This window comes from Escherichia sp. 20412-1 (genome assembly GCF_003027595.1).
Classification (GTDB): domain Bacteria; phylum Pseudomonadota; class Gammaproteobacteria; order Enterobacterales; family Enterobacteriaceae; genus Escherichia; species Escherichia marmotae.
The window spans coordinates 1-13,983 of record NZ_PYQM01000063.1; the positions used below are offsets into that span (position 1 = coordinate 1).

At 45.9% G+C, this 13,983-nt stretch carries 12 protein-coding genes and 1 pseudogene; 8 read left to right on the top strand and 5 right to left on the bottom strand.

What is annotated here, in order from left to right; all coding sequences use genetic code 11:
* Nucleotides 1–527 precede the first annotated feature (527 nt).
* Nucleotides 528–1,607: pseudogene (locus C7B16_RS22670) on the bottom strand (IS3 family transposase).
* Between the two features lie 740 nt (nt 1,608–2,347).
* Between C7B16_RS22670 and C7B16_RS22675 the strand changes: the two are divergent.
* Together C7B16_RS22675 and C7B16_RS22680 are read left to right on the top strand one after the other, a co-directional pair.
* On the top strand, nt 2,348–2,869 hold the full coding sequence (locus tag C7B16_RS22675; RefSeq protein ID WP_107180184.1) for a sigma-70 family RNA polymerase sigma factor: 522 nt from the start codon (nt 2,348–2,350) through the stop codon (nt 2,867–2,869).
* Between the two features lie 173 nt (nt 2,870–3,042).
* Nucleotides 3,043–3,873 (top strand): helix-turn-helix domain-containing protein, encoded by an 831-nt coding sequence (locus C7B16_RS22680; RefSeq protein WP_107180185.1) that lies wholly within the window; start codon nt 3,043–3,045, stop codon nt 3,871–3,873.
* 153 nt (nt 3,874–4,026) lie between these two features.
* On the opposite strand, the gene C7B16_RS22685 is transcribed toward C7B16_RS22680, so the two are convergent.
* Nucleotides 4,027–5,163 (bottom strand): HlyD family secretion protein, encoded by a 1,137-nt coding sequence (locus tag C7B16_RS22685; RefSeq protein ID WP_001517476.1) that lies wholly within the window; start codon nt 5,161–5,163, stop codon nt 4,027–4,029.
* 2 nt (nt 5,164–5,165) lie between these two features.
* Nucleotides 5,166–5,528, bottom strand: a complete 363-nt coding sequence (locus tag C7B16_RS22690) for a DUF3302 domain-containing protein (protein ID WP_001517475.1) — start codon at nt 5,526–5,528, stop codon at nt 5,166–5,168.
* 535 nt (nt 5,529–6,063) lie between these two features.
* On the opposite strand from C7B16_RS22690, the gene mtlA reads away from it, so the two are divergent.
* The 3 genes from mtlA to mtlR all read left to right on the top strand — a co-directional run bounded on the left by mtlA (nt 6,064) and on the right by mtlR (nt 9,948).
* A complete protein-coding gene (mtlA, locus tag C7B16_RS22695; protein WP_000093278.1) occupies nt 6,064–7,977 on the top strand; it encodes a PTS mannitol transporter subunit IICBA in 1,914 nt (637 codons plus the stop codon).
* A gap of 235 nt (nt 7,978–8,212) precedes the next feature.
* On the top strand, nt 8,213–9,361 hold the full coding sequence (mtlD, locus tag C7B16_RS22705) for a mannitol-1-phosphate 5-dehydrogenase (RefSeq protein ID WP_000645402.1): 1,149 nt from the start codon (nt 8,213–8,215) through the stop codon (nt 9,359–9,361).
* On the top strand, nt 9,361–9,948 hold the full coding sequence (gene mtlR, locus C7B16_RS22710) for a mannitol operon repressor MtlR (RefSeq protein ID WP_000228285.1): 588 nt from the start codon (nt 9,361–9,363) through the stop codon (nt 9,946–9,948). Before mtlD ends, mtlR begins: the two co-directional genes overlap by 1 nt.
* Nucleotides 9,949–9,959: 11 nt before the next feature.
* Here mtlR and yibT read toward each other — a convergent pair whose 3' ends face one another.
* On the bottom strand, nt 9,960–10,172 hold the full coding sequence (gene yibT / locus C7B16_RS22715) for a protein YibT (RefSeq protein ID WP_010376448.1): 213 nt from the start codon (nt 10,170–10,172) through the stop codon (nt 9,960–9,962).
* A gap of 267 nt (nt 10,173–10,439) precedes the next feature.
* Between yibT and C7B16_RS22720 the strand changes: the two genes are divergently transcribed.
* The gene (locus C7B16_RS22720) at nt 10,440–10,802 is read left to right on the top strand and encodes a YibL family ribosome-associated protein (protein ID WP_107180186.1); all 363 of its coding nucleotides are present in this window, start codon (nt 10,440–10,442) and stop codon (nt 10,800–10,802) included.
* A gap of 545 nt (nt 10,803–11,347) precedes the next feature.
* On the opposite strand, the gene C7B16_RS25875 is transcribed toward C7B16_RS22720, so the two are convergent.
* On the bottom strand, nt 11,348–11,404 hold the full coding sequence (locus C7B16_RS25875) for a lipoprotein (RefSeq protein WP_225996959.1): 57 nt from the start codon (nt 11,402–11,404) through the stop codon (nt 11,348–11,350).
* On the opposite strand from C7B16_RS25875, the gene C7B16_RS25490 reads away from it, so the two are divergent.
* Together C7B16_RS25490 and C7B16_RS22730 are read left to right on the top strand one after the other, a co-directional pair.
* On the top strand, nt 11,386–12,033 hold the full coding sequence (locus C7B16_RS25490; RefSeq protein WP_372339981.1) for a hypothetical protein: 648 nt from the start codon (nt 11,386–11,388) through the stop codon (nt 12,031–12,033). The genes C7B16_RS25875 and C7B16_RS25490 overlap by 19 nt on opposite strands.
* A 43-nt stretch (nt 12,034–12,076) precedes the next feature.
* Nucleotides 12,077–13,983 (top strand): ESPR-type extended signal peptide-containing protein (locus C7B16_RS22730; protein ID WP_258182606.1); only part of this gene is annotated, 1,907 nt, incomplete at its 3' end.

The window sequence follows — 13,983 nt, forward strand, 5'->3', positions numbered from 1 at the left end:
GAGCATTATAACGAATGGCATCCGCATAGTGCGTTGGGTTATCGCTCGCCACGGGAATATCTGCGGCAGCGGGCCTGTAATGGGTTAAGTGATAACAGATGTCTGGAAATATAGGGGCAAATCCATGTTTATTATTTAATAAAATAAGAATCTATTTTGTCAACGCCTTTAACAAAGTCACCCTGCACCACATTTTTACACAAACCCATACAATTTAGGATAAAAATTGATTTTTTTCTCTAACCATACCATTTTGTTGTATTTTTCTTAATAATCTCTATTCTCGACATACCAACAGATTCTTATTTATATCTTATTTTTGTATTTATCTTTATGCTTTTATGCTTCTGGGTAATTATTTGCAGATCTGCCCTGCAGAAAAAATGCAGATCATATGATTTAACCACTAATGACATATAACCATACGTAGCGTATAGGATGGAAGAAAAAATATATTTTCACCTCAGTTATGAGATGATGGCCGGCGACACAGAAGATGCTCCTACCCACGTAATATGGGCACAAGCCTAAGCGAGGTTCTGATTTTCAAATTTTTCCGGACTGAGACCGCCACACCAACTGTGCCATCGCCAGCGAATGTAATCGCACTCGATATAATTAAACACAATTTCCAACATTATTTCCCTACAGATAAAATGTTCACCGTGGAGACATTCCACTTTCAGCGGATGAAAGAAGCCTTCCACGCAGGCGGTAGCATCAGCCTTTTGCGCTCATACTGCCACGTAGATTATGCCGCTTCAGCATCGCCTGATAATCTACTAAACAGCACAGACCTCCACGGCTCGTGTGAACGATAACGTTCCGGGGTTTTTTACACCGCCATAACGCCATCTGTAGGGCATCTCAGGTCTGTTGCGCCATTATGCGCGGCTACATCGACCAGCCAATAACCGTACGTGACCACAGATTAATTACCTCTGCCATATACAGCCAGCCTTCATCTGTGCGTAATTAAGTGATATCTCTCGCCCACTTCTGGTTCGAGCCACTGGAGTAAAAAATCCAGCCCCATCAGATTTTCCGACACAGGCAGGCCGTGTGCGCGGTAACTGACCGGGCTGAACTTCCGGGAGGTGCCATCAGCCCCTGACGGCGCAGGCTTGCTGCCACGGTTTTTACGTTGAAGTGGTAACCCTGAGCGTGCAGTTTATCAGTCAGGTGTGGAGCACCATAACGTTATTTTGACCTAGTAAAAGCCTCATGAATAACGCTGTCGAAACGCAGACTGAACTGCTGACGTAAACTTATCCTTGTACGCCGCTGATACAACGTATACCAGCCGCTGCTAGCCACCCGGAGTGCGTGGCACATTTCGTTGATGCTGAACTCAGCCTGATATTTTTCAATAAAGACACACTTCATTTCAGGCGATTCGCGAACTATATCGCGGCCTTTTGGAGGATAGCCAGCTATCCATCCCGTTCTACCAGTTGGTGTTTGAGAGGTGCAATCTCGGTGGATGTCTCCAGCTCACGAGCTGCGGCAGCAACACCAATGCGTTCCGCAAGCTTCAGAGCTCCACTGTAAAATTTAGGTGAATGCTGTTTACGAGGCTTTTTGCTGGTTGATACTGTTTTTGTCATGTGAGTCACCTCTGAGTGAAAGTTTACTCACTTAGCTTCCTGCCTACTATTGCTGGGTAAAATCAAAGGCTGTCGCTACGATACTGCCTGTGTGAAGAACTCATTTCATTCTCTGAAAGCAGTATGTATCCCACGGAGAACTTCTTTACCTACCGAAGTATAATGCAGGTTACAGTGTTTATCATATCGAGTGTGATAGCCTCAGTCGGAATAATTTGAAAACCAAGCAGCACCTTAGTTTAAGACAATGCCCACTTACGTAGGTAGTATCAGCCCGCCTCTGCATAACCTCGTCCATACAGCCCCAGACTGTTAGTATGACTAAGAAAATTGTTCGTATTTATTTAAATACTGAATTTTACATAGCAGCATGTATATGAAAGGCTGTTGTTACACGATATCTATATGTAAATGTTTTCCATACTCTAAATTTACCACATGAAAAATAACATTCATCACAACTATTTAGATTGGTAAAGTGCATCTTATATTTTGCAGAATACAGCATGGTCATACTTATCTGATCAGAAGGTTCATGCAAATTCAGAAAATTGCGATTCACTACGTAGGCTAGATAGGCGCAGCACATCAGAATTTTTTGTATTTGCTGTCAAATTAAAACTTATTTGATTTATTTATTGCGTTTTTTTATCAAATCTTGTTATTTTTTACATGGATATTAAAAAAAGTTTATTTTATAGTTTCCTCATAATCATAAAACGCGATATTTCAGGTTATTTATGGGACTAGTCTTTATACTTGCAAGCGATAATAATTTCTTTAATTACGGGATGGAATTAATATCAAACACTAATAAAAAAATCAAATGCGTTGAATTTAATGGTATTGACACATTAACACATAAAGACATTGCATCTAAAAAATATTTAGTTTGCGATGATGTCAGTTATTATATTTATAGTCTTTTATTTGCTGAAAGTTCAATAAAATGTATTTGTATTAAAGATATCAAATTGCATAATGGAACAGTTTGCGTTTATGAAAGCAACACATCTATTATTGAATCAATCAACTCATTTAACAACATTGAGAGAGAGATCTTTTTTTTATATTTTTTCCACCAAAAGAGAGTAAAGGAAATTGCCAAAATAACGTGTCTTTCAACTGATAAAATTTACTATAGATTCAATCGCATTAAATCAAAACTAGGGATAGAAACCACCAGAAAGTTAACAGCATCATTAAAGAAATTTTTCAACCAACGTGTAGGTAACCAACATAAATTCGTTAATCGCGCATAATTTCATTATGATAATAATAATATTATTATAATCAAGTTTACTAAAAACAAAACAACACCTTGTTTTTAATTAATATTTATTTTTTTACTGTTTTCCCCCACACGTTGAAATTTCGAGTTTACACAGCTTAAAAACTCATTAAATTATATATATACAAAGCATGAGGTGGCTTTATGAATAGTCGAGTTGCTTGTACCAAGTTTGACCTCCCTGTCAATAGGAATTTTGATAATAACCACACCTTGGTATTGAAAAAAATACGCTTTTACAATAGTGCATTGATTTTTATCAGAAATGCACAATTAGTGATTAAGGCAACAGATGGGGATGTTATTGATATCTCTCCCGGCTCTTTGTGTTATATAGAAAAGAACCTTGTCATTGATGCAACATTAAAAGTGCTTGGAAGTGGTGTACCCTATGATATTTATACGATCGATAGCAATATATTAAGTAGTATCTGTAAGGTCATGGAGCCGGTTTTGTCAGGCCAACGTTTAGTCAGCCAGGTAAGAAAAAGAATATTTTTTTATAAACTGGAAGAAACAGATAAAGAGATTTTTAGACGCCTTATGAGTGATGACTTACCACCATACAGGCAAGTTTATAAGATTGCTTATTTGCTTTCAAGGATTCAGGAAATTGAACCTCTTGCGTATTCCTTATCTGTATCGATAGATATAACTTTTACTGAGAAAATTAAAAAAATTATTGAAGAAGATTTATCAAGAGGCTGGAAACTGAGCGATCTGAAAGATATCCTGCATATGTCAGAAGTTTCAATTCGGAAAAAACTTGAAAGAGAAAACAATAACTTTAATGCGTTGGTGTTAGATATCAGAATGCAGCATGCGGCGAAGATGATTACATCCACTGAAAAGCATATCAATAGAATTTCGTATGATGTTGGATATACAAGCACATCTTATTTCATTCGAAACTTCAAAAGTTACTTTGGTATTACACCGAAACAGTTTTCTCTCAAGGTAAAAAGAAAAAATTAAATGTCCACTTTCTGGTATCAGGGGAGCGTTTATATGCTCAGTGGACTAGACAAAAAGGACACGAGTTTCGCAGGCCGAACAGCGAATACTCATGTCCTGTATTTGCAACTTTTTTAGCTCTCAACCACATTTATGCGACTCAATACCCAACATTCAATGATCCAAATAAAGATAATGCATCCAACTGGTCATTCTCAGCAGCACCTTACGCATCACTGAAACATGGCTGAAATGGTCGGAGTAAACCGCCACCTGGGCGTAGATACCATCAGGTAAAGCATCAATATCAGCGTTAGGGTCCAGTTCGATGGTTCCCAGCACACCGTCAGTTCCAGGCACGACCGTTAATGATTGCAGTACCCCCTGCGCCTGGTACGAACCTCCAGGCACCACCGGCAAGATACTGGTCAGTTTGCCGTGGAATACCTGCCCCGGCAGCGCGTTAAATACCACTTCCGCATCATCGCCGGGTTTCAGACGCAACAGCGAGTTTTGCCGGAACTGGGCGACAATTTGCCGTTTTTGCTCAGGGATAAAGACCATCACCGGACGCAGCGGCAAAGCTGCCGCGTAAGTGCCTGGACGGATTAGCACCTGAGTAACATAGCCATTGCTCGGTGCACGAATAATGGTCTGCTCAAGGTTATATTTCGCTTCGGTAAGTTGCGCCCTTAAGCTGACAATCTGCGACTGCTCGCCGTTGACCATGCTGTCGAGTTGGCTCTGGATCTGCGCCTGCTCCGCCACGGAACCTTTCACCAGCGCATCCTGGGCGAGAAAATTTTGCCGCGCGTCGTCGATGTCACGTTCCGAAAACGGATTCACCGCCGCCTGGCTACCTTTCAGGTAACGTTGATAATTTTTAAACAGCCGGTCGCGCTCCGCTGAAACCTGAGTGGTGTTAGCCTGCGCTTCAGTGAGCTGCGCTTGCAGCGTCTTAATATTATGTGTCGCCGTCATCAGGTCGGCCTGAAGTCGGTCTACCCGCGCCTGATAACGCACCGGGTCGAGCTTAAAAAGCACCTCGCCCTTTTGAATAAGCTGATTATTTTTGTCCGTGACTTCAGTAACAATCCCTGTGACCTGGGGCGTGATGGGGATGGCAATCACCGCCTTTTGCGCCATAAAGGTGTAGGGATGGTTATAGTTCATCAATAAAATCAAACCACTCACCAGAAACACGCCACCGAGCGCCGCCGTCGCCAGCGTCCACTGATTCACCGGAATACGGAAGATTTTAAATATCGCCCACGCCAGCGCCACGTAAGTTAAGACAATCAACAGATCCATGATTAGATCTCCGGAAACGTGGAGTAGTCAGGTTTTTTCTCAGCAGCGAGTTGCTGCTCCAGCCGGGAGATGCGATCAGAAAGCGCGGCAATTTCTGGGTCAGGCGTTTTCTCTTGCGGTGTAATATGCGACTGCATCCCCCAGCCGCGCTCCGGTTGGTAAAGCGTGGCCCAGATCCACAGGAACGGCCAGATAATGTGGAGCGTAAATAAGCTGACCCACCCTGCGGTATGAATGGCGTCGGCATGAGGATGGTTGCGTTTTTTGGCAATCAAATAGGGGATGTCATGTATCGCGATGATTCCATAAAAGATCACCAGAAAGACGAAAATCAGCACTCCCAACGCGAAATAGTTTAGAAACATAGCTGCCTCGGATTCACGCTTATCAGAGTTGTTATGGGCTGGCAGCCAGATGGGCGTCGGGCTGATTATTTGACAATAATCCGGGTTTGCGATTCTCGCCATCACACCGAAGAATAATTTTAAGCGGTGATGAGTTACTCAGTGACATAGCGGCCTTAAGGCAGAGCCAGAACATGCCGTAGATCACATCGGGTGAACGACTTAAGAAAATATCTTGTGATTTAGATCACAAAGATTCAACAAACTATCAAAGAAAAAACGTGACAAACCTCACATTTAAATGCCATTTTTAGCGAAAATCACCGCCTTGTTGTTTTTTTACACAAGTATTTTGTGATGAATATCACGTCAATTACCTCTCTACCCCCTATATTTATGTGATTGATATCACACAAAAGACCGTCGACTGGACAGTTAACCGATTCAGTGCCAGATTTCGCAGTATCTACAAGGTCCGGCTACCTCTGCCGCCACATTAACAAAAAACCTCGGGCTTCCAGCCTGCGCGACAGCAAACATAAGAAGGGGTGTTTTTATGTCATCCGATATTAAGATCAAAGTGCAAAGCTTTGGTCGTTTCCTCAGCAACATGGTGATGCCAAATATCGGCGCGTTTATCGCGTGGGGTATCATCACCGCGTTATTTATTCCAACAGGGTGGTTACCGAACGAAACGCTGGCGAAGCTGGTCGGGCCGATGATCACTTATCTCCTGCCGCTGCTGATCGGTTATACCGGTGGTAAGTTGGTAGGTGGTGAACGTGGCGGCGTGGTCGGTGCTATCACCACCATGGGCGTTATCGTCGGCGCAGATATGCCGATGTTCCTCGGTTCTATGATTGCAGGCCCGCTGGGCGGCTGGTGCATTAAGCATTTCGACCGCTGGGTAGATGGTAAGATCAAATCCGGTTTTGAGATGCTGGTGAACAACTTCTCTGCCGGTATCATGGGGATGATCCTCGCGATTCTGGCATTCATGGGGATTGGTCCGCTGGTTGAAGCCCTGTCTAAAATGCTGGCTGCGGGCGTTAACTTCATGGTTGTCCATGACATGCTGCCGCTGGCGTCTATCTTTGTTGAACCGGCGAAAATCCTGTTCCTTAACAACGCCATTAACCACGGTATCTTCTCGCCGCTGGGTATTCAGCAGTCCCATGAGATGGGCAAATCCATCTTCTTCCTGATTGAAGCAAACCCGGGTCCGGGTATGGGCGTTCTGCTGGCGTACATGTTCTTTGGTCGTGGTAGCGCTAAACAGTCTGCGGGCGGTGCGGCAATCATCCACTTCCTGGGCGGTATCCACGAAATCTACTTCCCGTATGTGCTGATGAATCCGCGTCTGATCCTCGCCGTTATCCTCGGCGGTATGACTGGCGTGTTTACGCTGACTATTCTGGGCGGTGGTCTGGTTTCTCCGGCATCTCCGGGTTCTATCCTCGCGGTACTGGCGATGACGCCAAAAGGTGCTTACTTCGCTAACATCGCGGGTGTATGTGCGGCAATGGCGGTTTCCTTCGTTGTCTCTGCCATTCTGCTGAAAACCAGCAAAGTGAAAGAGGAAGACGATATTGAAGCGGCAACTCGCCGTATGCAGGACATGAAAGCTGAGGCTAAAGGCGCGTCTCCGCTGTCTGCTGGTGATGTGACTAACGACCTGAGCCACGTGCGTAAAATCATCGTTGCCTGTGACGCTGGTATGGGTTCCAGTGCAATGGGCGCAGGTGTGCTGCGTAAGAAAATTCAGGATGCCGGTCTGTCACAGATTTCCGTCACTAACAGCGCGATCAATAACCTGCCGCCAGATGTGGATCTCGTCATCACTCACCGTGATCTGACCGAGCGCGCTATGCGTCAGGTTCCGCAGGCTCAGCATATTTCGCTGACTAACTTCCTCGACAGTGGCCTGTACACCAGCCTGACCGAACGTCTGGTTGCTGCCCAGCGCCATACTGAAAACGAAGAGAAAGTGAAAGACAGCCTGAAAGACAGCTTTGACGATTCTAACGCCAACCTGTTCAAACTGGGCGCGGAGAACATCTTCCTCGGTCGTAAAGCGGCAACTAAAGAAGAAGCTATTCGCTTTGCTGGCGAACAACTGGTGAAAGGCGGTTACGTTGAGCCGGAATACGTACAGGCAATGCTGGATCGTGAAAAACTGACCCCGACCTATCTGGGTGAGTCTATCGCCGTGCCGCACGGTACGGTTGAAGCGAAAGATCGCGTGCTGAAAACTGGCGTCGTGTTCTGTCAGTACCCGGAAGGCGTGCGCTTCGGTGAAGAAGAAGATGACATTGCCCGTCTGGTGATTGGTATTGCTGCCCGTAACAACGAGCACATTCAGGTTATCACCAGCCTGACCAACGCGCTGGATGATGAGTCCGTCATTGAGCGTCTGGCACACACCACCAGCGTGGATGAAGTGCTGGAACTGTTGGCTGGTCGTAAGTAACCCATTCCCACCCTCTCCACATGGAGAAGGTGGGGCTAATTGCCTGATGCGCTACGCTTATCAGGCCTACAAAACAAAGTGCAATTTATTGAATTTGCTCGTTCTTGTAGGCCGGATAAAGCGTTTACGCCGCATCCGGCAATATCTCGGCCCCTCTCCTCATGGAGAGGGTTTGGGTGAGGGAAATGCCTCACCCCAGCCCTCTCGGGTAAAAACATTGATGAAGGTTAATACTATGAAAGCATTACATTTTGGCGCAGGTAACATCGGTCGTGGCTTTATCGGTAAACTGCTGGCTGATGCGGGTATTCAACTGACATTTGCCGATGTCAATCAGGTGGTACTTGATGCCCTGAATGCCCGTCATAGCTACCAGGTTCATGTGGTCGGTGAAACCGAGCAGGTCGATACCGTTTCCGGCGTTGATGCCGTCAGCAGTATTGGTGATGACGTGGTGGATTTAATCGCTCAGGTCGATTTAGTCACTACCGCCGTTGGCCCGGTCGTGCTGGAACGAATTGCTCCGGCGATTGCTAAAGGGCTGGTGAAACGCAAAGAACAAGGTAATGCATCCCCACTGAACATCATCGCGTGTGAAAACATGGTTCGCGGCACCACTCAGTTGAAAGGCCATGTAATGAATGCCCTGCCGGAAGAAGCAAAAGCGTGGGTTGAAGAACACGTTGGCTTTGTCGATTCCGCCGTTGACCGCATCGTGCCACCTTCTGCTTCTGCAACCAACGATCCGCTGGAAGTGACGGTAGAAACCTTCAGCGAATGGATTGTCGATAAAACTCAATTCAAAGGCGCGCTGCCAAACATCCCAGGTATGGAGCTAACCGACAACCTGATGGCATTTGTTGAGCGTAAACTCTTCACCCTGAATACGGGCCATGCTATAACCGCGTACCTCGGAAAACTGGCGGGTCATCAGACCATTCGTGACGCAATTCTCGATGAGAAAATCCGTGCGGTGGTAAAAGGTGCGATGGAAGAAAGCGGCGCGGTGCTAATCAAGCGCTACGGTTTTGATGCTGATAAACATGCTGCGTATATCCAGAAAATCCTCGGCCGTTTTGAAAACCCGTATCTGAAAGATGATGTGGAGCGTGTAGGCCGTCAGCCGCTGCGTAAACTGAGCGCCGGAGATCGTCTGGTAAAACCGCTGCTGGGTACGCTGGAGTACGGTTTACCGCACAAAAACCTGATTCAGGGTATTGCTGCCGCCATGCACTTCCGCAGTGAAGAAGATCCACAGGCTCAGGAACTGGCTGCGCTGATTGCCGACAAAGGGCCGCAGGCTGCGCTGGCACAGATTTCCGGGCTTGATGCCAACAGCGAGGTTGTCACAGAAGCGGTAACCGCTTATAACGCAATGCAATAATGGTGGACCAGGCGCAGGGGTCCCTGCGCCCGAATAACAGATTGTCAGATATGCAGGCAACAATGGAACAAACCCAGGCCTTTGAAAACCGTGTGCTTGAGCGTCTGAATGCTGGCAAAACCGTGCGAAGCTTTCTGATTACCGCCGTCGATCTCCTGACCGAGGCGGTGAATCTTCTGGTGCTTCAGGTATTCCGCAAAGACGATTACGCGGTGAAGTATGCTGTAGAACCGTTACTCGACGGCAATGGCCCGCTGGGCGATCTGTCCGTGCGCTTAAAGCTGATTTATGGGCTTGGCGTAATCAGTCGCCATGAATACGAAGATGCGGAACTGTTGATGGCACTGCGGGAAGAGCTGAACCACGACGGCAACGAGTACGCGTTTACCGATGATGAAATTCTTGGGCCATTTGGCGAACTGCATTGCGTGGCGGCGCTACCACCGCCGCCACAGTTTGAACCAGCAGACTCCAGTTTGTACGCGATGCAAGTTCAACGCTATCAACAAGCTGTGCGATCAACAATGGTCCTTTCACTGACAGAGCTGATTTCCAAAATCAGCTTAAAAAAAGCCTTTCAAAAGTAAGCAATGCTCGCTTACTGCTGCCCCTCTACCTGCTTCGGTCGATAAAGCCGACGATAATATTCCAGGCGTTGGAGATATAACGGCACGCTTTCCTCAGGTATATCGGACGGGATCGCGTTACGAGGGGGAAGTTTATTCAGATACTCCCGGAACGCCTGGCTAGATGCCATGAAATCTACGGCTTTATCGATAAAAAGCGGAACGTTTTCACCTATTTTGCCCATCATAATATCTCCGAATTACCCCGCGCCGGGAATGCGCGGCCGCCAATTTTAGTTTAGATCCCGGTAAAAATGGCATTAAGGAAAACGTGCGAAATCTACAACGTTTGTCCTTGCTTGCTTATTACTTTTTATTAATCAATAAATTACATTCTTTTCTGAACGCAAAATTGGTTACCCAGCAAAACTATTACAATACCATCGGTTGTGAACAAAGCACCCCGTCACGCATACTAGGACTATAAATTTATCTTTATCAGAAGCCATCACATGAAAGAAGTCGAAAAAAACGAAATTAAACGTCTTAGCGATCGCCTGGACGCCATCCGTCACCAACAGGCCGACCTGTCGCTGGTTGAAGCCGCAGACAAATATGCCGAACTGGAAAAAGAGAAAGCCATGCTGGAAGCTGAAATTGCTCGTCTGCGTGACGTTCACAGCCAAAAACTCAGCAAAGAAGCACAAAAGCTGATGAAAATGCCTTTCCAGCGTGCGATTACTAAAAAAGAGCAAGCGGACATGGGCAAACTGAAGAAGAGTGTTCGTGGGCTGGTGGTAGTGCACCCAATGACCGAGCTGGGCCGTGAAATGGGCCTGCAAGAGATGACAGGGTTCTCAAAGATCGCGTTTTAAGTTCCTTTCTGGTCGCTGTAATCACAGCCTCTCACGATTTACTCGCTCCTGCTGGCACATGCAGGAGCCCCTTTCAAATACTAAAAATTATTAACATTCTTAGCATTGCATGTTCAATTTTGTCCGACTGTCTGCATGAACATCACAAGTCAAATTCTGAAAATATGCTGCGTAATAAAAGAGCTATATATAAATAATAAGTATGATTATTTACATTCCAATGATTAATTATTTATGTTTTCCAGCCAGTGTCACGTTTATCGTCACAAAACATTTACCATACAAATATTAACTTCTTACCCTCCTCACCTTAACTCCGTTAAACATTTGACATGAATTGACACCGGTCATTAAAATTCGCGAGATTAGGTTATTAGTATCTACAAACTAAAATAGTTTGACATTTAATAACACACTCTCAGCACCCATTAATTCGAAAACTCTCTCATAAATTTTTATTGTGAATATGAAATATTAAATTATTCATACAAAAAATAACTACAACGTAGTTATCAAAGCATCAGGATTATGAAAAGGAATTCATCCTATGAACATGAAGAAAGCAGTACTAAGAGTGTTAACAATATCGTCACTCTGCGCATTAACAGGGTGTGACAATACTGAAAAAGTAAACGCAATTGATGAGTTCACCAAACAGCAAGCGTTACAACAAGGTCAAATAGACACTCTAAAAAAGCAGCAAGAACAATATAAAAATAAAATTGAAATTATTGAAAAACAACAAAATAGCATCATAAGCAGTACCAAAACTCTTGCCAGCATCGTAAAGGCAGTCAAAGACAAACAGGACGAATTTATCTTCACTGAATTTAACCCAGCACAAACCCAATACTTCATTTTAAATAACGGCTCTGTCGGTTTAGCAGGTCGGGTACTGTCTGTCGATGCGGTTGAAAATGGCAGCGTTATTCGTATTTCGCTGGTTAACCTATTAAGCGTTCCCGTATCAAATATTGGCTTTCATGCTACATGGGGCAATGAAAAACCTGCCGATCCTAAAGACTTAACAAAATGGCAGCAATTACTTTTCAGTACCTCAATGAACTCCTCGCTGAAATTATTACCAGGTCAATGGCAAGACATTAATCTGACGCTGAAAGGCGTATCTCCCAATAATCTGAAATACCTGAAACTCGCCATCAATATGGCAAACCTTCAGTTCGACGACCTTCACTCTGCGGAATCCCGACAGAGAAAAAGCAAAAAATAAATGCGGCTTCTGCGCTTATATCAAGGAATAGAGAGCATCAATAATGAACAAAATATTTAAAGTTATCTGGAACCCGGCGACGGGCAGTTATAGCGTTGCCAGCGAAACGGCAAAAAGCCGTGGGAAGAAGAGCGGGCGCAGTAAGCTGTTAATTTCTGCGTTAGTTGTCGGTGGGTTGTTGTCGTCTGGAGCACATGCAGAAGTCGCTCTTGATGGCGGTAAATCTGCTGAAGCTACTCCACTTAGTAATGGCTGGATTGCCATTGGTTTTGGAGCCATCGCAACATCAGCACAAACAGGGCCAAGTGGAGGATCCAATACATCAAGTGTTGCAATAGGGCAAAGTGCGTTCTCTGGCGTGGGGGGAACCTCATTAGGCTTCAGTAGCAATGCGTCTGGAGAAAGATCGGTAGCGTTGGGGCAAGCAACTGTAGCTACTGGCAGCCGGGCTATTGCAATCGGAAGTGCGGCTCAAGCAACCAAAGAGTATTCCCTTGCGTTGGGGAATAGCGCTCATGCTAACGGTGATTATGCCACCGCGATAGGCAAAGACAGCGAAGCCAATGGCTTGCATTCACTCGCGATAGGCCAAGCAAGTGAGGCGACCAAAGCCGGTTCTGTCGCTATGGGCTATAACAGCCAGTCAAACGGAACAGGGGCTGTCGCACTGGGGCAGGACAGCTTTGTGAGCGGAAACGATAGCGCCGCTCTTGGTAATGGAGCCAGAACATCAGGAAATAATTCCGTCGCGCTTGGTGCGGGTGCTCTCGCAGCGGAAGACAATGTTATCTCTGTCGGTAACAATACGGACCAGCGAAAAATTGTATTTGTTGATAAAGGCATCATCAACAAAACAAGTACCGATGCCGTCAATGGCTCGCAGATTTTTGCGCTTAGCCAATCGGTAGCAAACCGGTTAGGCGGCAATGCCAGCGTGAATGCTGCTGACGGAACCGTTAATGCGCCAACCTATACTATTTCCTCAGGGACCTACAACAATGTAGGTGATGCTCTTGATGCAGTGAATTCGACAATCAACACCACCAATACGGCGGTGACAGATCTGAAGGACGATTCTCTGCTATGGGATGGCACTGCATTCAGTGCCAAACACGGCACCAGCACCACCAACAAAATCACCAACGTCATGGCCGGTAGCCTGTCAGACACCAGTACCGATGCCGTCAACGGCTCGCAACTGAAAACGACAAACGATAACGTTGCCACCAACACCACCAACATCACTAACCTGACCAATGATGTCGCGGATATCAACACCACAATCACAGGCCTGGAAGATGATGCACTGCAGTGGAATGGTACTGCGTTCAGCGCCAAACATGGCACCAACACCACCAGCAAAATCACCAACGTCATGGCCGGTAGCCTGTCAGATACCAGCACCGATGCCGTCAACGGCTCGCAACTGAAAACGACAAACGATAACGTTGCCACCAACACCACCAATATCACCAACCTGACCAATGATGTCGCAGATATCAATACCACAATCACGGGTCTGGAAGATGATTCCCTGCAGTGGAATGGTACGGCGTTCAGTGCCAAACACGGCACCAGCACCACCAACAAAATCACCAACGTCATGGCCGGTGACCTGTCAGACACCAGTACCGATGCCGTCAACGGCGCGCAACTGAAAACGACAAACGATAACGTTGCCACCAACACCACCAACATCACCAACCTGACCAATGATGTCGCGGATATCAATACCACAATCACGGGCCTGGAAGATGATGCCCTGCAGTGGAATGGTACGGCATTCAGCGCCAAACACGGCACCAGCACCACCAACAAAATCACCAACGTCATGGCCGGTGACCTGTCAGACACCAGTACCGATGCCGTCAACGGCTCGCAACTGAAAACGACAAACGATAACGTTGCCACCAACACCACCAACATCACCAACCTGACCAATGATGTCGC

Coding starts and splice junctions, on each gene's coding strand:
- C7B16_RS22690 (WP_001517475.1), bottom strand. CDS start 5,528: ATGTTTCTAAACTATTTCGCGTTGGGAGTGCTGATTTTCGTCTTTCTG.
- C7B16_RS22680 (WP_107180185.1), top strand. CDS start 3,043: ATGAATAGTCGAGTTGCTTGTACCAAGTTTGACCTCCCTGTCAATAGG.
- C7B16_RS22720 (WP_107180186.1), top strand. CDS start 10,440: ATGAAAGAAGTCGAAAAAAACGAAATTAAACGTCTTAGCGATCGCCTG.
- C7B16_RS22675 (WP_107180184.1), top strand. CDS start 2,348: ATGGGACTAGTCTTTATACTTGCAAGCGATAATAATTTCTTTAATTAC.
- C7B16_RS22685 (WP_001517476.1), bottom strand. CDS start 5,163: ATGGATCTGTTGATTGTCTTAACTTACGTGGCGCTGGCGTGGGCGATA.
- mtlD (WP_000645402.1), top strand. CDS start 8,213: ATGAAAGCATTACATTTTGGCGCAGGTAACATCGGTCGTGGCTTTATC.
- yibT (WP_010376448.1), bottom strand. CDS start 10,172: ATGGGCAAAATAGGTGAAAACGTTCCGCTTTTTATCGATAAAGCCGTA.
- mtlR (WP_000228285.1), top strand. CDS start 9,361: ATGGTGGACCAGGCGCAGGGGTCCCTGCGCCCGAATAACAGATTGTCA.
- mtlA (WP_000093278.1), top strand. CDS start 6,064: ATGTCATCCGATATTAAGATCAAAGTGCAAAGCTTTGGTCGTTTCCTC.